This is a genomic window from Streptomyces sp. bgisy100 (assembly GCF_057709105.1).
In genome coordinates this window covers 1-19125 of sequence record NZ_JBYITE010000081.1, presented here as the reverse complement: position 1 = coordinate 19125, position 19125 = coordinate 1, and the positions used below count along the sequence as shown (strand labels likewise).

The 19125-nt window shown below is 73.3% G+C and carries 15 protein-coding genes, 2 pseudogenes and 1 riboswitch; of the genes and pseudogenes, 7 read left to right on the top strand and 10 right to left on the bottom strand.

Annotated elements, in window-relative coordinates:
• Positions 1-96: 96 nt before the first annotated feature.
• Positions 97-783 carry an NADPH-dependent FMN reductase gene (locus tag AC3EQ1_RS30335; RefSeq protein ID WP_432097524.1) on the bottom strand — a complete coding sequence of 229 codons (687 nt, stop codon included), beginning with the start codon at positions 781-783 and terminating at the stop codon, positions 97-99.
• Positions 784-1027: 244 nt separating this feature from the next.
• Here AC3EQ1_RS30335 and AC3EQ1_RS30330 point away from each other — a divergent pair, with 244 nt between their 5' ends.
• Entirely contained in the window at positions 1028-1669 is a 642-nt protein-coding gene (locus AC3EQ1_RS30330; protein WP_432097523.1) for an HD domain-containing protein, read from the top strand.
• Positions 1670-1719: 50 nt separating this feature from the next.
• On the opposite strand, the gene AC3EQ1_RS30325 is transcribed toward AC3EQ1_RS30330, so the two are convergent.
• Positions 1720-3369 carry a metallophosphoesterase gene (locus AC3EQ1_RS30325; RefSeq protein WP_432097522.1) on the bottom strand — a complete coding sequence of 550 codons (1650 nt, stop codon included), beginning with the start codon at positions 3367-3369 and terminating at the stop codon, positions 1720-1722.
• 150 nt (positions 3370-3519) lie between these two features.
• Positions 3520-3756, bottom strand: a pseudogene (locus AC3EQ1_RS30320) (SCO4848 family membrane protein); the annotation flags it as partial.
• Between the two features lie 98 nt (positions 3757-3854).
• Here AC3EQ1_RS30320 and AC3EQ1_RS30315 point away from each other — a divergent pair.
• Positions 3855-5150 (top strand): D-alanyl-D-alanine carboxypeptidase family protein, encoded by a 1296-nt coding sequence (locus tag AC3EQ1_RS30315; protein ID WP_432097521.1) that lies wholly within the window; start codon positions 3855-3857, stop codon positions 5148-5150.
• Here the strand turns inward: AC3EQ1_RS30315 and AC3EQ1_RS30310 are convergent.
• The gene (locus AC3EQ1_RS30310; RefSeq protein WP_432097520.1) at positions 5053-6051 is read right to left on the bottom strand and encodes a YihY/virulence factor BrkB family protein; all 999 of its coding nucleotides are present in this window, start codon (positions 6049-6051) and stop codon (positions 5053-5055) included. The genes AC3EQ1_RS30315 and AC3EQ1_RS30310 overlap by 98 nt on opposite strands.
• 239 nt (positions 6052-6290) lie before the next feature.
• Between AC3EQ1_RS30310 and AC3EQ1_RS30305 the strand changes: the two genes are divergently transcribed.
• Positions 6291-7544: an FAD-binding protein gene (locus AC3EQ1_RS30305; protein WP_432097519.1), complete on the top strand. Its 1254-nt coding sequence runs from the start codon at positions 6291-6293 to the stop codon at positions 7542-7544.
• A gap of 129 nt (positions 7545-7673) precedes the next feature.
• Here AC3EQ1_RS30305 and AC3EQ1_RS30300 read toward each other — a convergent pair whose 3' ends face one another.
• Both AC3EQ1_RS30300 and trpS read right to left on the bottom strand, forming a co-directional pair.
• Positions 7674-8255: a 2'-5' RNA ligase family protein gene (locus AC3EQ1_RS30300; protein WP_432097518.1), complete on the bottom strand. Its 582-nt coding sequence runs from the start codon at positions 8253-8255 to the stop codon at positions 7674-7676.
• Between the two features lie 232 nt (positions 8256-8487).
• Positions 8488-9501, bottom strand: coding sequence for a tryptophan--tRNA ligase (gene trpS, locus AC3EQ1_RS30295; protein WP_432097517.1), 1014 nt, complete (start codon positions 9499-9501; stop codon positions 8488-8490).
• Here trpS and AC3EQ1_RS30290 point away from each other — a divergent pair.
• Positions 9500-10138 (top strand): annotated as a pseudogene (locus AC3EQ1_RS30290) (RNA polymerase sigma factor); the annotation flags it as partial. The gene trpS and the pseudogene AC3EQ1_RS30290 overlap by 2 nt on opposite strands.
• Positions 10139-10962: 824 nt before the next feature.
• On the opposite strand, the gene AC3EQ1_RS30285 reads toward AC3EQ1_RS30290, so the two are convergent.
• The gene (locus AC3EQ1_RS30285) at positions 10963-12300 is read right to left on the bottom strand and encodes a serine hydroxymethyltransferase (RefSeq protein WP_432097516.1); all 1338 of its coding nucleotides are present in this window, start codon (positions 12298-12300) and stop codon (positions 10963-10965) included.
• Between the two features lie 38 nt (positions 12301-12338).
• Positions 12339-12429: riboswitch (ZMP/ZTP riboswitch) on the bottom strand.
• A 113-nt stretch (positions 12430-12542) separates the two neighbouring features.
• Here AC3EQ1_RS30285 and rocD point away from each other — a divergent pair.
• Entirely contained in the window at positions 12543-13748 is a 1206-nt protein-coding gene (rocD, locus tag AC3EQ1_RS30280; protein ID WP_432097515.1) for an ornithine--oxo-acid transaminase, read from the top strand.
• Between the two features lie 196 nt (positions 13749-13944).
• Here the strand turns inward: rocD and AC3EQ1_RS30275 are convergent, their stop codons facing one another.
• The 3 genes from AC3EQ1_RS30275 to AC3EQ1_RS30265 all read right to left on the bottom strand — a co-directional run bounded on the left by AC3EQ1_RS30275 (position 13945) and on the right by AC3EQ1_RS30265 (position 17515).
• Positions 13945-15129, bottom strand: coding sequence for a glutathionylspermidine synthase family protein (locus tag AC3EQ1_RS30275; RefSeq protein WP_432097514.1), 1185 nt, complete (start codon positions 15127-15129; stop codon positions 13945-13947).
• Between the two features lie 9 nt (positions 15130-15138).
• Complete coding sequence (locus AC3EQ1_RS30270) at positions 15139-15510, bottom strand: hypothetical protein (protein WP_432097513.1); 372 nt, start codon at positions 15508-15510, stop codon at positions 15139-15141.
• Between the two features lie 274 nt (positions 15511-15784).
• Positions 15785-17515: an aminotransferase-like domain-containing protein gene (locus tag AC3EQ1_RS30265; protein WP_432097512.1), complete on the bottom strand. Its 1731-nt coding sequence runs from the start codon at positions 17513-17515 to the stop codon at positions 15785-15787.
• A gap of 47 nt (positions 17516-17562) precedes the next feature.
• Here AC3EQ1_RS30265 and AC3EQ1_RS30260 point away from each other — a divergent pair, with 47 nt between their 5' ends.
• Positions 17563-18117: a carboxymuconolactone decarboxylase family protein gene (locus tag AC3EQ1_RS30260; protein WP_432097511.1), complete on the top strand. Its 555-nt coding sequence runs from the start codon at positions 17563-17565 to the stop codon at positions 18115-18117.
• Positions 18114-18845: an isocitrate lyase/PEP mutase family protein gene (locus AC3EQ1_RS30255; RefSeq protein WP_432097510.1), complete on the top strand. Its 732-nt coding sequence runs from the start codon at positions 18114-18116 to the stop codon at positions 18843-18845. Before AC3EQ1_RS30260 ends, AC3EQ1_RS30255 begins: the two co-directional genes overlap by 4 nt.
• Positions 18846-19125: the final 280 nt, after the last annotated feature.

Genomic DNA, 19125 nt, shown 5'->3' with positions numbered 1-19125 from the left:
GGGTTCGGGGCCGCGGGTTCCGTGGCGCCGGCGGGCTCGGTGACCTGCGGGTTCGTTCCGTGCCCGGGCCGGCCGGCTGCCCGGTGCCGCGCCGCGTCAGGACCCGTACGGGCGCGCCGTGCGGGCGTCCCGCAAGGCATGGGCCCACCAGGCGAGTTGATCGAGCATCGCCGTGGCGGCGCCGTCGGGCCCCGCCTCGTCCAGCGGCAGACCGTCCGCGCCGAACCGGTCCCACACGTTGTGGAAGCTCACCGTCTCCCGGACGGTGGTGGCGTGCAGCTCGGCGAAGACCTGGCGCAGCTGCTCGACGGCGCGCAGGCCACCGGAGATGCCGCCGTACGAGACGAAGCCGACCGGTTTGGCCCGCCACTCCGTGCCGTGCCCGTCGAGGGCGTGCTTCAGCGCGGCGGGAAAGCTGTGGTTGTACTCGGGGGTGACGACGACGAAGGCATCGGCGGCGGCCAGCCGAGAGGAAAGCTCGACGGGGGTGACGGCCGTCTCCTCGGGGGCTTCCGTGGTGCGCGGGTCTTCGGCGGGGCGGCGGTCTTCGGTGGTGCGCGGGTCTTCATCGGTGCGCCGGTCTTCGGCGGTGCGGCGGCGGTCGGTCGTGGCAGCCGCCTGGGAACCTTCCGCGTGCGGGCTCTCCGCCAGGTCGATGACGTCCACCGTCATGTCGTTGCGCGGCTCGGCCCGGCGGGCGAACCAGTGGGCGACGGTCGGTCCGAAGCGGCCCTCACGCACGCTCCCGATGATCACGGCGAGCTGCAACGGGGTCTCGGGCATGATGTTCTCCCTGGATCGGCGGACCGCACCGTGCGGCCCGTCACCGGAAGCCTCCGGCCTCAACAATGGTTGAGGTCAAGCCGTCGACCGCCTGGTGCGGGAAGGGGCGGCGCCACGGACGAGGATCGGAACGGCGCCGTGGACGGAAGGTGAGGGACGACGCCGTGGGCGGAGCGTCGAGGACGACGCCGTGGACGGAGTCGAGGACAGCGCTGTGGACGGAGGATCAGGGGGTGCGACGCTGATGAGGGATCAGAGGGACGGCAGTCCTCCCGCGCCCGGAGCAGGAGCCCCGGAGGGAGCCGCGCCGGCAGCGCCGGAGGGCACCGGGGCGGGAGAGCCGGGCGGCGCCGGAGCGGGAGAGCCGGGCGGCGCCGGAGCGGGCCGCGCGCTGACGTTCGCCGAGGTCGACGCGCTCGCCGCGCAGGCGCACGCGGGGCAGACGGACCGGATCGGCGTGCCCTACATCGAGCACGTACGCGCCGTCGCACACGGCCTCACCCCGGTCGGTGAGCGGCTCGCCCAGGCCGGGCTGCTGCACGACGTCGTCGAGGACACCGCGTGGACGACCGAGGGTCTGCTGGCCGCAGGCGTGGCCGCCGACGTGGTGTCGCTGGTCGACGCGGTGACCAAGCGGCCGGGCGTGCCGTACCCCGCCATGGTGCGCGCGCTCGCCGCCGATCCGGACGCCGCCCTTCTCAAGATCGCCGACAACGCCCACAACTCCCGGGCGGACCGGCAGTCGGCACTGCCTCCGGTGGACCGCGCCCGGCTCACGGCCAAGTACCGGGAGGCGCGGGAGGTGCTGTGGCCCGCGGTCGACCGGCGGCTGCTGGAGACCGTGGTGCGCCGGATCAATCCGTCCCTGCTGGACGAAGAGGGCTGAGGGGCGAACGCGGCGCCCCTCGGTCGGCCGGCCGGCCGACCGCGCAGGCGTCAGGCCTGCCGGGAGGCCAGGGTGACGACGGTGATGTCGGACTCGGCCCCGACCCGGACCGGCGGGCCCCACGCGCCCGCGCCGCGGGTGACGTAGAGCTGGGTGTCGCCGTACCGTTCCAGCCCCGCGACGGTGGGGTTGGCGAGGGCTGCGAGGTAATTGCCGGGCCAGAGCTGGCCGCCGTGGGTGTGGCCGGACAGCTGGAGGTCGACACCGTGCCGCACGGCGTCGTGGATCACCACCGGCTGGTGCGCGAGGAGCACGGAGGCGCGCGCGGTGTCCCGGTCGCCGAGGGCCTTCTCGTAGTCCGGGCCCTCCTGTGCGGGGTCCTGGTTCTCGGCCGAGATGTCGTTGACCCCGGCGAGATCGAACCCGGGCAGCTCCACCCGGGCGTTCTCCAGGGGGTGCACCCCGAGCTCGCGGACGTGGTCGACCCAGGCGGCCGCGCCGGAGAAGTACTCGTGGTTGCCGGTGACGAAGTAGGAGCCGTGCCGGGAGCGGAGGCCGGCGAGCGGCTCGGCGGCGGGCCCGAGGTCCGCGACGCTACCGTCGACCAGGTCACCGACGATCGCGACCAGATCGGGCTGGGTGCGGTTGATCGCGTCCACGATCCGCCGGGTGTGCGCCTTCCCCAGGATCGGACCGAGGTGGATGTCGCTGACCACGGCGATGCGGTAGCCGTGGGCGGCGCGGGGCAGCTTGGCGAGGGGGACGGTGACCCGCTTGAGCGCCGGTCCGTCCAGGACGTCGTGGAGCCCGTACCCGACGGTGCCCACGGCCGCAGCGGAGGCCGCGGCGGCGACGGTCCGCGCCACGAACAGCCTCCGGCTGAGCGGCGCCCCGGACGGACCGGCACCGGTGGACGGCTCATCGGAAACGGAACCGGAAGCGGACGCCGAGTCGGAGGCGGAGTCGGAATCGGGGCCGGTGTCGGAGACGGACGCCGGGTCAGAGGCGGGCGCGGAGACGGACGCCGAATCGGAGGCGGGCACGGAGACGTCAGAGGCGGGCACGGAGGCGTCAGAGGTGAGCCCGGTGGAAGCGGGTGTCCCGGTGGAAGCGGGTGTCCCGGTGGAAGCGGCGGTCCCGGTGGAAGCGGCGGTCCCCGTGGAAGCCCGTGTCCCGGTCGAAGCCGACGTCCCGGCGGCCACGGCTCCGGCCCCGCCCGCCGCTTCGGATACGGCTCCGCCCGCTGTCCCGGCAGCGGCCGGGGCATCCGCGGGGGCATCGACCGGGGCATCGGCAGCCGGTCCCGGCCGGCCCGGGGCCTCTGGGGCGGCGACCGGTCCGGCCGCGCCCCGGTCCCGCGGAGCCCCCGCGGCGGTCGCGCGGGCGGCGAACCCCCGGCGCAGCAGCGGCCGCACCGCCTCCCCCACCAGAAGGGCCAGTGTGAGATAGAGCACCAGCGCGAGCCACAGATAGCCGGGCCAGGCGAGCGCCTGCTCCACCACGAAGGGGGCCCCGGCCCGCCCGCTGACGAGCGCGCCGACCGTGGTCAGCGGCAGCAGCACCGCCGCGACCGTCCCGGCCCGCCGTCCCCGGCCGCCGGGGACGGTCGTGTCCTTCACGAGGCGGCGCCACAGATACCAGTGCACGCCGCCCAGCAGTCCGAGCACGACCGCGGCGACGAGGACGACGACCAGGATCATCCGGTGGCCCTACCCGGCCGATCCGGAGGACGTCACGGACCCGGATGCGGAATCCGTAGCCCCCGCGGTGTCGCCCGAGGCCGCCCCGGAAGAGGCCGCCCCGGAAACAGAACCGGAAGCGGAAGCAGTAGCGGCCGCGGCCGAACCGGCCTCCCGGCGCAGGGCCCGGACCCCGCGCAGCCCGATCACGCCGATCGCCGTCCCCAGCAGGAACGACGTCACCGCGAGCAGCAGGTGCACCCAGAAGTACGCGGTCGGCTCACCCGCGTCGTCGAACGCGAGGCCACTGCCGTCCTTCCAGAGATTCTTGACGAATGTGATCCAGATGAACCAGCTCCACACCCCGAAGGCGAGCAGGAACCAGGACACGGGGCGGCTCAGCTTCATGCGTTCCAGTATCACCGGGCGGCCGGAGCGGGGGCCGGTGGGGTGTCTTGGAGCGCGGGTCACGCACCGCGGTGTCTCGATGGACACGATCGCCATATATGTTCACCATCGTGCCTGCTTTCCGTACTGCCGCATCCGGCCTCCCGTCCCGACTGCCGTGCCGCGGCGCCGCGTTGACCCTCGCGGTGGCCGCCCTGCTGCCCGCCCTCTCCGCCTCTCCCGCGTCCGCGGCCCCGGCGGACGACAGCCGGAAGGAGAAGGCCCGGCCGCCGGCGAACATGTCGACGGTCGGCGGCGAGCTGCTGGGCCGGCCGGACACCCAGGTACGGCTGAAGGCCGGCGCCCCGAAGCTGCCGGAGAAGAAGCTGTCGGGCCGCTCCTGGCTGGTGGCCGACGCGGAGTCCGGCGACGTGCTGGCCGCGCACAACGCGCACTGGCGGCTGCCGCCCGCCAGCACCCTGAAGATGCTCTTCGCCGACACGGTGCTGCCGGGCCTGCCCAAGGACCGGAAGCACACGGTCCAGCCGTCCGACCTGGCCGGCATGGGCGAGGGCAGCAGCCTGGTCGGGGTCAAGGAGCACCAGACGTACACCGTGCACGACCTGTGGCTCGGCGTCTTCCTGCGCTCCGGCAACGACGCGGTCCACGTGCTCTCCGCGATGAACGGCGGCAAGGAGAAGACCGTCCGCGACATGCAGCGGCACGCGGCCGAGCTGAACGCCCGGGACACCCAGGTGGTGACCCCGGACGGCTACGACGAGAAGGGCCAGGTCAGCAGCGCGTACGACCTGACGCTCTTCGCCCGCTCCGGGCTGCAGAAGGCGGACTTCCGCGAGTACTGCTCGACGGCCACCGCGCAGTTCCCCGGCGAGGAGAAGAAGACCAAGAAGGGCAAGAAGAAGAAGCGCGAGAGCTTCGCGATCCAGAACACCAACCGGCTGCTCACCGGCGACTTCGGCCTCGACCCGTACAAGGGCATCGCGGGGGTCAAGAACGGCTACACCTCGAACGCGGGGTCGACCTTCACCGGCGTGGCGCAGCGCGGAGACCGGGTGCTGCTGGTGACCGTCATGAACCCCGCCGCCCAGGAGCACGACGAGGTCTACAAGGAGACCGCGCGGCTCTTCGACTGGGGCTTCGAGGCGGCCGGGAAGGTCCGGCCGGTCGGCACGCTCGTCCCGCCGAAGAGCGCGGAGGACGAGCAGCCCGCGGCCGGGCACGGCGAGGACCGCCGGGAGCGGACGAACGCCTCGGTCGCGGGCCCGTCCCACAAGGGCGTGTGGACCGTCGCGGGGATCACGGGTGGGGTGCTGGTGGCTCTGGCCGGGGGCGCGCTGCTGGTGCACCGCCGGTGGCCGCTGCCGGATCTGGTGCGCCGCCGGTCCCGGGGCTGACGCCGGGAGCGTCCGCGGGGCCGGGCTCCGGTTCCGGCTCCGCGATCTCCATGTTGCCGCGCTGCGTCGCCGTCCAGGCGGCGCAGTACAGCAGCAGTTTGGCCATGAAGTTGATCCACAGCATCAGGGCGATCGGGACGCCGAACGCGCCGTACATGCTCTTCGCGGCGACGCCCTGCAGATAGCCGCTCAGCAGCAGCTTGAGCAGTTCGAACCCGATCGCTCCGATCAGCCCCGCGACGACGACCGCCCGCCGTCCCGGGCTCACCTGCGGCAGCCGGGTCAGCAGATAGGCGAGCAGCAGGAAGTCGGCCAGGATCGAGATCGCCACGCCGGCGAGGAAGAGCAGGACGCGTCCGGCGCCGCCCTCGGGGATCCCGATCCGGTCGGCGAGCCAGCCCACGGCGCTGCTGGCGAAGGCCGAGCCGCCCATGGCGACCAGCCCGACCCCGCCGAGGCCGACCAGGACCGCGCCGTCCTTGAGCTTGAGCAGGATCGGATTGCCGGGGTCCTCCTCCTTCTCCCACACGGCGCGCAGGCACTCGCGCATCGAGCCGACCCAGCTCACACCGGTGACGAGCAGCAGCGCGCCGGCGATGACCCCGATGGTTCCGGCGTTGGCGACCAGCCCGTCGAGATCGAGCTGGTCGGAGATGCCGGGGACCTGGTCGGCGGCCTTGTCCTTGAGCTCCTGGAGCTGGTGGTCGGTGAGCAGCGCGGCGCCGATGGCGGCACCGACGGTGATCAGCGGAAAGAGCGCGACGAAACTGGTGAACGTGATGGCGGCGGCCAGCCTCGTCCAGTGCACGGCGTCCAACCGCTCGTACGCCCGCCACGCGTGAGTACGCATCAGCCGTTCCATCGCGGGCCCGATCACGGGCAGCCGGGTCAACCACTCCATGGTGGGCGTCTACCCTCCCTCGGCCCGGGCGTTCCTCATTCGGCCCGCGCGTTCCTCGTGTGGCCTGCATCTTCGGTGCCGTGTGGGCCGTCGGCGCCGTGCGGGCCGGTGTTCCCGTGCGGCGTCCTGCGGGGCCGGGGCACCGCACTGCCCGTCTGACACATCCCTGATCACCCTTTTCGGTGAGTAGTGTGACATGTATTGACATTTTGTCCAGAACGGGCGCTACGGTCACCGGCATGTCCGCCGTCACCGCCTCGCACGCCGACGGAGGCCGCTCCGCTCCCCCGCAGCGTGCGGGCGGGGTCGTCCTCGACATGACCGGTCTCGACCGGATTCACTCCATCAACACCGAACGGGGCGAGGCCGTCTGCGACGCGGGGGTGAGTCTGCACCGGCTGATGGCGGTGGTGCTGCCGCTGGGCTGGTTCGTACCGGTGGTTCCGGCGGGGCGGGGCGGGACGGTCGGCGGCGCGGTCGGCGCGGACGTCCACGGCCGCAACCAGTACGCGGACGGCAGCTTCACCCGTCACGTACGGTCCCTGGAGCTGCTGACGGCCGACGGCTCGATCCGGATCCTCACCCCGCGGGACACCCCGGAGGAGTTCCGGGCCACGGCGGGCGGCCTGGGCCTCACCGGCGCCGTGCTCTCGGCGACCATCCGGCTGCTTCCCGTCGAGACCTCGCTGATCTCGGTGGCCGGGGAGCGGGCGAAGGACCTCGACGACCTGCTGGCCCGGCTGACGGAAGCGGACCCGCGCCACCGCTACTCCGCCGCCTGGATCGATCTGCTGGCGCGCGGCGCGGCGACGGGGCGCGGGGTGGTGACGTGCGGCGCCCACGCACCGCTGGACGCGCTCCCCCGGCGCGCCCTCCGGGCACCGCTCGCCCTCCGGCCGGGCCGGTTCCGGTGGTCGCCCCCGGCGCTCCCCCGCTCCTGGCTCGACGGACGGCTCGGGCGGACGGTGACCGGCCTGAGCAACGAGCTGTGGTGCCGGGTGGTGCCGCGCGACCGGACCGGCGACCTCCGGAGGATCCCGGGCTTCTTCCACCCGCTGTACGGCGCCCCGCCCTGGTACCGGCTCCCGCGGCGCGGCGCCACGGTGCGGTACGGATTCGTGGTGGGCCACGACCGGGACGACGCGCTGCGCCGGATCGTCCGGCGGATCTCGCGGCGCGGCTGTTCCTCAGCAGTGGGGGTGCTCCAGCGCCTGGGGCCGGGAGGGGCGGGGCTGCTGTCCTTCCCGGCGGAGGGATGGGCCATGGCCCTGGAGTTCCCGGCCGATCTGCCGGGCCTGGACCAGCTGCTCGGCACGCTCGACGAGGAGGTGGCGGACGCCGGGGGCCGGGTCCGGCTCGCGGCGGACTCCCGGCTGCGGCCGGAGCTGCTGGCCGCGATGTACCCGGCGCTCGACGCGTTCCGCGCGGCCCGCGCACGGCTGGACCCGGACGGGGTGTTCACCTCGGACCTCGCGCGGCGGCTGGGGCTCTGAGCCGTCTGAACCATGTGCGCCGGACTCTCCGGGCAGGTGAGGCGGCGGACAGCCGGAGCGGGCAGGCTCGGTCGCGCTGTCCCGCGGCTTGCGGCGGGGTGGCGTGCGGAGGGGTGGCGCGCTGAGGGGTCAGGGTCGCAGCGAGTGGGTGGCCGAGGCCTCGGCCGGTGAGGTCTGCGCTGGCACGCCCGGACCGGCCCCGAACAGGTACTCGTGCATCATGCGCCAGTGGCCGTCCTCGCCCTGCTCGTAGAGCGCGAAGCCGGACACCGTCCAGGCGGCGACGTAGTCCGCGAGCTCCTCGTACGCCCGGTCCATCGCCTCCTCCTCGATGCCGTGGGCGACCGTGACATGCGGGTGGTACGGGAACTGCAGCTCGCGGCGGACCGGACCGGAGCGGATCTTCTCCTGGAGATCGCTGCACTCGGGGATGCCCTCGGCCAGCTTGACGTAGACGACCGGGGAGAGCGGGCGGAAGGTGCCGGTGCCGTTCAGCCGCATCGGGAAGGTGCGCCCGGCGGCGGCGACCTCGGCCAGGTGCCGGCGGAAGGCCGGGAGGTCGGCGGGGTCGACCTCGGTGGGCGGGAGGAGGGTGACGTGCGTGGGGATGCCGTGGGCGGCGGGGTCGCCGAAGCCCGCGCGCCGCTCCTGGAGCAGGCTGCCATAGGGCTCCGGGACCGCGATCGAAACGCCGAGCGTAACGGTCCCCACGTCGTTCTCCTCTGCTTCCGCCGCTGCTGACCAGTGCTGATGCTGCCGCTGTCGTGTGCTGGTGCTACCGCTGTCGTGCCACTGCCGCCTGTGCTGCCCCGGCCGGTCCGCCGCCGTGGCGCTCAGGCCAGTGTGGCGGTTCGGCCGGGGCGCCGCGAGCGTCCTCGGTCCTCCGTCCCGGGGCCCAGGGACTCTTGCCACCGGGCCCCCGGCGTGCTCGACGGCTCCCCGCTCAGTGCTTGGCCGGGAGGAAGCCGACCCGGTCGTAGGCCTGGGCCAGGGTCTCCGCGGCGACCGCACGGGCCTTCTCGGCGCCCTTGGCCAGGATGGAGTCCAGCGTCTCGGGGTCGTCCAGATATTCCTGGGTGCGGGCCCGGAACGGGGTCACCCACTCGACCATCACCTCGGCCAGCTCCGTCTTGAGCGCACCGTAGCCCTTGCCCACGTACTTCTGCTCGAGTTCGGCGATTCCTGTGCCCGTGAGGGTGGAGTAAATGGTCAGGAGGTTGCTCACCCCCGGCTTGTGCTCCTCGTCGAAGCGGATCTCGGTGCCCGTGTCGGTCACCGCGCTCTTGATCTTCTTGGCGGAGACCTTGGGCTCGTCGAGGAGGTTGATGATGCCCTTCGGCGTGGACGCCGACTTGCTCATCTTGATCGTCGGGTCCTGGAGATCGTAGATCTTGGCGGTCTCCCGGACGATGTACGCCTCCGGGACGGTGAACGTCTCGCCGAACCGGCCGTTGAAGCGCTCGGCCAGGTCGCGGGTCAGCTCGATGTGCTGCCGCTGGTCCTCGCCCACGGGGACGGCGTTGGCCTGGTAGAGCAGGATGTCCGCGATCTGCAGGACCGGGTACGTGAACAGACCGACGGTGGTCCGGTCGGAGCCCTGCTTGGCGGACTTGTCCTTGAACTGCGTCATCCGGGAGGCCTCGCCGAAGCCGGTGAGGCAGTTCATCACCCAGCCGAGCTGCGCGTGCTCGGGGACGTGGCTCTGGACGAACAACGTGCAGCGGTCCGGGTCGAGTCCGGCGCCGAGCAGCTGGGCGACGGCGAGCCGGGTGTTGGCGCGGAGCTCCGCCGGGTCCTGCGGGACGGTGATCGCGTGCAGGTCCACGACCATGTAGAACGCGTCGTGGCTCTCTTGCAGCGCCACCCACTGGCGGACCGCGCCGAGGTAGTTCCCGAGGTGGAACGAGCCTGCGGTGGGCTGGATACCGGAGAGCACACGGGGACGTTCAAAGGCCATGCCGCCCATTCTCTCAGGTGCGGAACCGATCCTCGGTCTCCGGTGTAGGAAAGGTGTGAGGACGTGGAAGGGGAGCCGCATCGGTTCCGACGAGGGCGCCGTGATCGCGCGCGTGCGCGCCGGGGAGCGCGAGGCGTACGCCGATCTGGTGCGCGCCCACACCGTGATCGCGCACCGTACTGCGGTCCTGCTGGGAGCGGGAGCGGATGCGGAGGACGTGGTCCAGACCGCCTTTCTGAAGGCCTACCAGTCGCTGGGGCGCTTCCGGGAGGGAGCCTCGTTCCGGCCGTGGCTGTTACGCATCGTCGCCAATGAGACGAGAAACACAGTGCGGTCGGCACGACGGCACCGGACGGCGGTGCTGCGGCAAGCGGCCCTGGCCGAGGCGGAGCCCCTGATACCGGAGTCGGCGGATCCGGCAGCGGCGGCGGTGGCGGGTGAGCGCCGCTCGCGGCTGCTGACCGCCCTGGACGAACTGAGCGACGAGCACCGCCGGGTGGTCACCCACCGCTATCTGCTGGATCTGGGCGAGGCGGAGACGGCGGAGGCCCTCGGCTGGCCGCGCGGGACGGTGAAGTCCCGGCTGAACCGGGCGCTGCGGAGGCTGGAGCAGTTGCTAGGGGCGGACGGGCTCGGGGCGGTCGGGGTCGGCGCGGGAGGAGTGGAGGCGATCGGGGCGACGGTGGGCGGTGGAGCTGCGGGCGGGACGGCTGCGATCGGTGGGGCGGTTGGTGCCGTTGGCGGGCGCCGGCCGGGGGCCGGGCGGCGGTTGGTCGGTGAGGGGCGGCGGACGGTCGGTCAGGGAAGGCCGGGTGGTGCGGGTCGGCCCGGCGCCGGACGCCGACCGGGCGGTGCGGGTCGGCCGGGTGCCGGACGCCGACCGGGTGGTGCGGGTCCCCCAGGTGCGCGCGGGGCGCGTGTCGTCGGCTGGTGCCGGTGAGGTGGCTGATGCCGGTGCTGCCGCCGGGCCTTCTGGAACCCGAGCGGGGCACGGCGCGGCGGTGGGGCGCACGGGCACCGGCGCACAGGCTGCAGGCGCCGCCGTGACCGGCGGATCCGGCTCCGGGCGCGGCGGGGCGCGGGGAGCGGTGCTGGGCGCGGCACAGGTGCGGCACGGGAAGCGGTGCTGGGCGCGGCACGCGAAGCGGGCCCGGCAGGAGGCGGAGGGCACCCGAGCGACGCCGGGCCGGGCCGACCGAGCGCGGGCCCGGCCGGACCGCCGGCGTGAGGTGAACGCGCGGACGTCCCACGAACTCCCGTGCCCGGTAACGGAATCAGGCAAGCAGAAGACGCGAGGACGCGGACGATCAAGAGCGAGGTCCGTCGGGAACCCGGTCGGCCCGAGCGGTGTAACAGAGTTGAAAGAGCGGGGCGGAGAGGCCGCACCGCCCGTCGGCCAGGAGGATTCATGCACCACATGGGAGTCGGCCCGGCGGGCGGCCCCGTCCCGGAGTCCCCGGGCTACCGGGCGAGCGACAGCCCCGGGGCGGGATGTGCGGCCATCAGGTCGGTGACCTCCTCGCGGACGGCGGCCAGGGCGTCCTCGTCCCCGGAGCGGGCCGCGGTCACACCGCGGTCGATCCAGTCGGCGACCAGCGGCATGTGCTCGGTCCCCAGACCGCGTGAGGTGAGCGCCGGGGTGCCGATGCGAATACCCGACGGGTCGAACGGCTTGCGGGGGTCGTAGGGCACGGTGTTGTGGTTCACCACGATCCCGGCCCGGTCCAGGGCCTTGGCGGCGACCTTGCCGGGGACCTCCGTCGGCGTGAGGTCCATCAGGATCAGATGGTTGTCCGTGCCGCCCGAGACGAGGTCGAAGCCGCGGTCCAGCAACGCCGCGGCGAGTGCCTTGGCGTTGGCCACGACGGCGTGCGCGTAGTCACGGAAGGACGGCTGAGCGGCCTCCCGGAGGGCTACGGCGATGGCAGCGGTCGTGTGGTTGTGCGGCCCGCCCTGCAAGCCGGGGAAGACCGCCTTGTCGAGCGGCTTGGCATGCGAGGCACGGGACAGCAGCATCGCCCCGCGCGGGCCGCGCAGGGTCTTGTGGGTGGTCGTCGAGACGACATCCGCGTGCGGGAAGGGGGAAGGATGGGCACCACCGGCGACGAGACCGGCGATGTGGGCGATGTCGGCCACGAGGACGGCGTCCACTTCGCGGGCGATCTCGGCGAAGGCGGCGAAGTCGATCGTGCGGGGCACAGCGGTGCCGCCGCAGAAGATGATCTTCGGGCGCTCCCGGCGGGCGATGTCGCGCACCTGGTCGAAGTCGATCAGACCGGTGTCGGCGCGGACGCCGTACTGGACACCACGGAACCAGGCGCCCGTGGCCGAGACCCCCCAGCCGTGGGTGAGGTGGCCGCCCATCGGCAGCGCCATGCCCATGACGGCGTCACCGGGTTCGGCGAAGGCGAGGTAGACCGCGAGGTTGGCCGGAGACCCCGAGTACGGCTGGACGTTGGCGTGCTCGGCCCCGAAGACGGCCTTGGCGCGGTCGACCGCGAGGGTCTCGACGGGGTCGATGTTCTGCTGACCCTCGTAGTAGCGCCTGCCCGGGTAGCCCTCGCTGTACTTGTTCGTCAGGACGGTGCCGGTGGCTTCGAGCACCGCGGACGAGACGTAGTTCTCGCTGGGGATGAGCCGGAGGGTGTCGGCCTGGAGCCGCTCCTCGGCGGTGATCAGTGCGGCGAGTTCCGGGTCCCCGGCCGCGAGGGCGGGGTGCGGGAGACCTCGGTCCGGGAACAGGCCTCGGTCCGGGAGCGGGGCGTACGGGAGTGCGGGACGGTCGATGGACGCGGTCATGGATTCCTCCGGGTCGGTCCGCGTAGTCGGTCACGAACCCGGGGTGCCCAGGCGGGCGGCACCTCACGGCGATGGCCGCGCACGGCTCCCTCGTGGTCGCTTCCACGTTCGCCAGTCGCCGCATGCCCGCACAGTCTATGGTCCGATCCCGCTCCACGAGTTCCGGAAGGTTTCTTCGCAATCCGCCCGAGCGACGATAGAAATGAGCACGAACCGGCCCCGATACCGAACGGAGCACCCCCGTGACGACTACGGAAGCCAGCATTGCCGCCGCCGAGGCCCACAGCGCGCACAACTACCATCCGCTGCCGATCGTCGTCGCCTCCGCCGAGGGAGCGTGGATGACCGATGTCGAGGGCCGGCGCTACCTCGACATGCTCGCCGGGTACTCGGCGCTCAACTTCGGGCACGGGAACCGGCGACTGATCGACGCCGCGAAGGCGCAGCTGGAGCGGGTCACCCTCACGTCCCGCGCCTTTCACCACGACCGGTTCGCCGACTTCTGCACCCAGCTCGCCGAGCTGTGCGGCATGGAGATGGTGCTCCCGATGAACACCGGCGCCGAAGCCGTGGAGACGGCGGTGAAGACGGCGCGCAAGTGGGGCTACCGCGTCAAGGGCGTTCCGGACAACCAGGCCAAGATCGTCGTGGCCCGGAACAACTTCCACGGCCGGACGACCACGGTGGTCAGCTTCTCCACCGACCCGGAGGCCCGCGCGGACTTCGGGCCGTACACCCCCGGGTTCGAGATCGTTCCGTACGGGGACCTGACCGCGCTCGAAGCGGCGCTCACCGACAACACCGTCGCGGTGCTGCTGGAGCCCATCCAGGGCGAAGCCGGGGTGCTGGTGCCGCCGCCGGGCTACCTGGCGGGCGTCCGGGAGCTGACCCGGGCCCGGGACGTGCTGTTCATCGCGGACGAGATCCAGTCCGGCCTCGGGCGCACCGGGCGGACGTTCGCCTGCGAGCACGAGGGCGTGGTCCCCGACATGTACGTGCTGGGCAAGGCCCTCGGCGGGGGCGTCGTCCCGGTCTCCGCGGTGGTCTCGTCCTCGGCCGTGCTGGGAGTGCACCGCCCGGGCGAGCACGGCTCCACCTTCGGCGGTAATCCGCTGGCGTGTGCGGTCGCCCTGGAGGTGATCGCCATGCTGCGCACCGGCGAGTACCAGCAGCGGGCAACCGAGCTGGGCGACCATCTGCACGCCGAGCTGGGACTGCTGGTGGGAGGCGGCGCGGTGGAGGCGGTGCGCGGCCGCGGCCTGTGGGCCGGTGTGGACATCGCCCCCGCCCACGGCACGGGCCGGCAGATCTCGGAAAAGCTGATGGATCTCGGCGTGCTGGTCAAGGACACCCACGGCAGCACGATCCGGATCGCCCCGCCGCTGGTGATCACCAAGGAGGACCTCGACTGGGGTCTCGACCAGCTCCGGAGCGTGCTCCGGAGCTGACCGGAGCACGTGGAGGCGCGCGGGTCCCCGGAATTACGGCCGGGGCGGGGATCCGCGTCGGCGACGGGCACCGGCCGGTGGAGGCTCTCCGCACCTGCGGAGGGATCCGCGGAGGTCTCAGGCATGGCCCCGGCCCTCGGGGTCCCGCGCATGCGCGGGACCCCGAGGACGTCACGAGCCCGGCCGGGCCGGGGCCTCAGAGGATGACGTGCGGCAGGAAGCGGGCGTATTCGTCCGTGATCAGGCCCGACGACTCACGGATGCCGAGTCCCGCCGCCTCGTCCTCGACGACCCAGGCACCGAGCACCACCCGGTTGCCGTCGAAGTCCGGCAGCGGGGCCAGTTCCTGGTAGCAGCAGGCCTCGTCGCGGGGCGTCGCGGAGGTGCCGGGTTCGTGCACGGTGATGCCCGCGCCTTCCCGCCCCAGCAGCGGCTTGGCCACGTACCCGGAGGTGGCCGCCAGTTCGCGGGGGCCGTCCAGGTAGGCGGGCAGCAGGTTCGGATGCCCCGGGTTGAGCTCCCACACCACGGCGAGCAGCGCCTTGTTGGAGAGCAGCATCTTCCAGGCCGGTTCGATCCAGAGCGTGCTGCCGGTGCTTCCGCCGTTGTCGAGGGTGTCCACCACGTTCCGCCCGAAGCGGTCCGTGGTCAGCCACTCCCACGGATAGAGCTTGAAGCAACTGCGGATGAACCGGAGCCGCTTGTCGACGAACCGTCCGGAGAGCCGGTCCCAGCCGATGTCCTCCATGGAGATCGCCTCGGTCTCCAGCCCGGCCTGCTCGGCGGTCTCGCGGAGGTAGGCGACCGTCATCAGGTCCTCGCCGAGCTCGTCCCCCGCGGAGTGCGCGAAGTGGACGGGTGCGCCGGGCGGCAGCAGGGCCGCCTGCCGCTTCCAGGCGTCCACCAGCCGTTCGTGCAGCGAGTTCCACTGGTCGGCGCCGGGGAAACGGTCCTCCATCCAGAACCACTGCGCACTGGCCGCCTCCACCAGGGAGGTGGGGGTGTCGGCGTTGTACTCCAGCAGCTTCGCCGGGCCGCTGCCGTCGTAGTGCAGGTCGAACCGCCCGTAGACACTGGGCTGTTCGGACCGGCGGCGCCAGGACTCGGCGACCTTCTCGGCCACCCGGGCATCGGTGATGCCCAGGTCGGCGAACCGCTTCTGCTCGACGATGTGCTCCGCGGCCGCCAAGCACATCCCGTGCAGTTCCTCGACGACCTCCTCCAGGTTCTCCACCTCGGGAAGGGAGAACGCGTAGTAGGCGCTCTCGTCCCAGTAGGGGCGCAGCGAGTCGTCCGGGTAGCGGGTCAGCGGATAGATGACCCCCTGTTCCTCGACCGTGGCCTGCCAGTCGGGGCGGGGCGTGATGGTGTGGCGTCGCATGGGCGGTGCTCAGCCGCCGCTGCTGCCGTGGCCGGAGCCATGGCCGAAGCCTCCGCGTTCCACCGAGGAACCGCCCTTGGAGCCGCCGGACGAACCGCCGGACGAGCTGCTGGACCCGAAGTGGCCGTCCTCGGCCCAGCCGTGCTCGACGTCGGCGTCGTAGTACCAGGCGGCGTCGCGCCGGGACCGGGACTTGGCGGACGTCGTACCGGAGCACTGCTTGGTGTCGACGACCCGGTATCCCTTGTCGTACTCGTAACTGTCGCGGTCCACACACCGCTTGTCGGGCTCGGAGCCGCAGGCGGTGAGCACCGCCGCGAGCGCTCCCATGCCGCCCAGGATCACCGTGCCGGACCGTACTCGGCGTCGCGCGTCTGCCATGTCGTTCATCCCCGTCGTGTTCATGTCGATCGAACAGGGGTCAGCGTAGGGGCTGGAGCCTCGCGGGCCACGGCCGGGTGGCCCGGCGGCATCCCCTCCGGGCGCTCCCCGCCCGTCTCCCCCGTCCGGCGCTCCCCGGCCCGTCTCCCCCGTCCTGACCCCTCCGCCCGGAGCCAGGCCCGGCCCGGGCCGCGACCCGCGCCACCGCCGGGAGCCACACCTCCGAGAGCCGCCACCGACCCGAGGGCCACCGGGGGTCCGGGCTTCCTGCCCCTCAGGGCAGCACCCGGCAGAGCGCCTCGATCGCGGCGCCGAACGCGTGGTCGGCCGGGGCCCCGTAGCCGACGACCAGCCCGTCGGGGCCCTCGGCGGTGGCGTCGTAGCGGTAACGGTGGAGCCCCTCGAGCGCCAGCCCCTGCCACGCCGCTGCCCGGACCACGGAGTCCTCGGTCCCCGGAGGGAGTTCGAGCACCGCGTGCAGGCCCGCGGCGACGCCGGTGACGGCGATGTGCGGGGCGCGCTCCGCGACGGCCGCGACGAGCTGGTCGCGGCGCCGCCGGTAGCGCAGCCGCATGCCACGCAGATGGCGGTCGTAGGCGCCGCCGGTGATGAACTCGGCGAGGGTGAGCTGGTCCAGGGTGCCGGTCATCTGCTCCGCGGGGTTCTTGGCGGCCAGCACCTCCCCCACCAGGTGCTGCGGCAGCACCATCCAGGCCAGCCGCAGCCCGGGGGCCAGGCTCTTGCTCGCCGTGCCCAGGTAGACCACGCGCTCCGGGTCCAGCCCCTGGAGGGCTCCCACCGGCTGCCGGTCGTAGCGGAACTCGCCGTCGTAGTCGTCCTCCAGGATCAGTCCGCCGGTGCGCCGCGCCCAGTCGACGACACCGGCCCGGCGGTCCGGCGAGAGCGGCCGGCCCGTGGGGAAGTGGTGTGCCGGAGTGAGCAGCACCGCGCCCGCCTCGGGGACGGACTCCAGTTGCCCGACCCTGGTCCCGTGCTCGTCCTTGGGCAGCGGCACGGTGCGCAGCCCGGCGCCGGTGATCAGGTCCCAGTGGAAGTCCAGCCCGTAGGAGTCGACCGCGACCGTGGTCACGCCCATCGCCGCCAGCGCCCGGCCGACCAGCATCAGGCCCTGGACGAAGCCGGCGCAGATGACGATCCGGTCCGGGGCGACCCGCACACCGCGGGCCCGCCCCAGGTAGTCGGCGAGGGCCCGGCGCAGTTCGGGGCGCCCGGCCGGGTCGCCGTAGCCGAAAGCCTCGCCCGGTGCGGTGGACAGCGCCCGGCGTGCCGCGGAGAGCCAGGCGGCGCGCGGGAAGGCCGAGACGTCGGGCGAGCCGGGCATCAGGCTGTGCACCGGCCGCGGCGGGGCGCCGCGCAGGCTCGGCCGCGGTCCCGCGCTCCGCCGGCCCGGGCGGGAGGCACCGCCGCCCGACGCGGCCCCGGGGGACTCGGCGCCACCACTCCTCCCACCACCAGGAGCCCCGGCACCTCCGCCCGGCCGGCCGACGCCGCCACCGGCAGTCCCGGCGCGGCCACCGCCCACACCCGTCCCGTCACCGGACGTTCCAGCGCCACGACCACGTGTCCCCCTCCCGCCACCGGACGTTCCCGTTCCGCCTGCGGCAGTTGGGGTTCCCGCCCCGGGACCGCGAGGGTCGGCCCTCCGCCCGTTGCCCACGCCCCCAGGCGCGGGTGGGCCCGCGCGGTGGGCCGGCGTGGGGGCCACCGGTTCGGCCCGCCGGGCGACCCGGGTGCCGGATCCCTGGCGGGCGGTGAGCCAGCCCTCGGCGACGAGTTCGCCGTAGGCGTCCGCCACGGTGTTCCGCGCCAGCCCGAGGTCGGCGGCGAGGGACCGGGACGACGGCAGCCGGGTGCCGGGCGTCAGCCGGCCGGAGCGGACCGCGTCACGCAGGGCGCCGATCAGCGCGTTGCGCACTCCGGAGGTCCCCCGCGGCGGCAGATCCAGATGCAGGTCCGCCCCGAAAGTGGCCCATGTTTCCCCCATGAGAATGGACCATACCCCTAGGCCACTAGCCGCATAGCGTGATCCCCATGACAACGGACACCACGGCCCCGGCCCCCACGACCGCCACCAACACCACCGGCACCACGCCCGGCACCGGCCCCCACAGCACGCACGGTCCCCACGGCCCGCGCATGAACCTCGCCGAGATCGCCCCCGAGGTCTACAAGGCCATGGTGGCGCTCGACCGGGCCTCCCAGCAGGGCGTCGACCCGACCCTCGCCGAGCTGGTGAAGATCCGCGCCTCGCAGCTCAACCACTGTGCGTTCTGCCTGGACATGCACACCAAGGACGCCCGCGCCGCCGGTGAGCGCGAGGACCGGATCTTCCTCCTCAGCGCCTGGGAGGAGGCCACCGGCTACTACACCGAGAAGGAGCGGGCGGCCCTGGCGCTCACCGAGGCGGTCACGGTCCTCACCGACGGCTTCGTGCCGGACGCGGTGTACGCGCGGGCGGCCGAGCAGTTCGAGGAGGCCGAACTCGCCCGGCTCATCAGCATGATCATCACCATCAACGCCTGGAACCGGATCGCCGTGACGACCCGCGCCCAGCCGGGCGCCTACCGGCCCGGGATGTACGCGTGACGACCCCGGCCGCACGGCTGCGGGCACTGCACCACGGGCGGACGCCGGGTGATCCGCTCGTCCTGCCCGGCCCCTGGGACGCGGTGAGCGCCCGCGCCTTCGAGGAGGCGGGCTTCCCGGCCCTGGCGACGCCGAGCGCGGGGGTCTCGGCGAGCCTGGGGTACGCGGACGGCGGCGGCACCCCGCCCGACGAGATGTTCGCCGCGGTCGCCCGGATCGTCCGGTCCGTCGGCGTCCCGGTCTCCGCCGACATCGAGACCGGCTACGGGCTCCCGCCGGCGGAGATCGTGGAACGGCTGCTGGAGGCCGGGGCCGCGGGCTGCAACCTGGAGGACTCCGCACCGGACGGCACGGGGCTGGAGGACGCCCGCCGGCAGGCGGACCGGCTGGCGGCGGTACGGGCGGCCGCGGGCGACGCCCTGGTGATCAACGCCCGGGTCGACACCTTCCTTCGGGGCGACCGCGGCCCGGACGAAGCGATCGAACGCGGGCGGCTGTACGCGGCGGCCGGCGCGGACTGCGTGTACCCGATCCTCGCGCCGCCCCGGCTGCTGCCGGAGCTCGCCGCGGGGATCGGCTGCCCGCTCAACGCCCTTGCGGTGCCCGACGGCCCGTCACCGCGCGAGCTGGGCGAACTCGGCGCCACCCGGGTCACCTTCGGCGGCGGACTGCACGCCCGGGCGACCGCCGCCGTACGGGACCTGGCACGGTCACTGCGCACGGACTGACCCTCGCGTCAGGACACCGACCTGCCCGGCCCCGACCGCTCTCCCCCGCATCCCCCCAGGGGGCGACGGCGCCCGGCCATCGTCCGGACGGCGGTTGCCGAGGAAGATGCTTGCCCAGGCACGGATGCCGGTCGGCCGCGGACGAGACGTGAGGGTGACGGGTCCTGCCCACCCTCCGGACAGCGATACCAGACATAGACACTCCGCCACAGACGTCAATTGCCGATCAGCCGCCGACGAAACGTGAGGGTGACGGGGCCGCAGGGGTGGGGGGTTCCGG

Bases quoted from the DNA above. Each gene is read 5' to 3' on its own strand.
- AC3EQ1_RS30330 (WP_432097523.1), top strand. From the start codon at position 1,028: ATGAGGGATCAGAGGGACGGCAGTCCTCCCGCGCCCGGAGCAGGAGCC.
- AC3EQ1_RS30275 (WP_432097514.1), bottom strand. From the start codon at position 15,129: ATGCGACGCCACACCATCACGCCCCGCCCCGACTGGCAGGCCACGGTC.
- AC3EQ1_RS30305 (WP_432097519.1), top strand. From the start codon at position 6,291: ATGTCCGCCGTCACCGCCTCGCACGCCGACGGAGGCCGCTCCGCTCCC.
- AC3EQ1_RS30325 (WP_432097522.1), bottom strand. From the start codon at position 3,369: ATGATCCTGGTCGTCGTCCTCGTCGCCGCGGTCGTGCTCGGACTGCTG.
- AC3EQ1_RS30270 (WP_432097513.1), bottom strand. From the start codon at position 15,510: ATGGCAGACGCGCGACGCCGAGTACGGTCCGGCACGGTGATCCTGGGC.
- AC3EQ1_RS30285 (WP_432097516.1), bottom strand. From the start codon at position 12,300: ATGACCGCGTCCATCGACCGTCCCGCACTCCCGTACGCCCCGCTCCCG.
- trpS (WP_432097517.1), bottom strand. From the start codon at position 9,501: ATGGCCTTTGAACGTCCCCGTGTGCTCTCCGGTATCCAGCCCACCGCA.
- AC3EQ1_RS30260 (WP_432097511.1), top strand. From the start codon at position 17,563: ATGACAACGGACACCACGGCCCCGGCCCCCACGACCGCCACCAACACC.
- AC3EQ1_RS30335 (WP_432097524.1), bottom strand. From the start codon at position 783: ATGCCCGAGACCCCGTTGCAGCTCGCCGTGATCATCGGGAGCGTGCGT.
- AC3EQ1_RS30315 (WP_432097521.1), top strand. From the start codon at position 3,855: ATGTTCACCATCGTGCCTGCTTTCCGTACTGCCGCATCCGGCCTCCCG.
- AC3EQ1_RS30265 (WP_432097512.1), bottom strand. From the start codon at position 17,515: ATGGGGGAAACATGGGCCACTTTCGGGGCGGACCTGCATCTGGATCTG.
- AC3EQ1_RS30310 (WP_432097520.1), bottom strand. From the start codon at position 6,051: ATGGAGTGGTTGACCCGGCTGCCCGTGATCGGGCCCGCGATGGAACGG.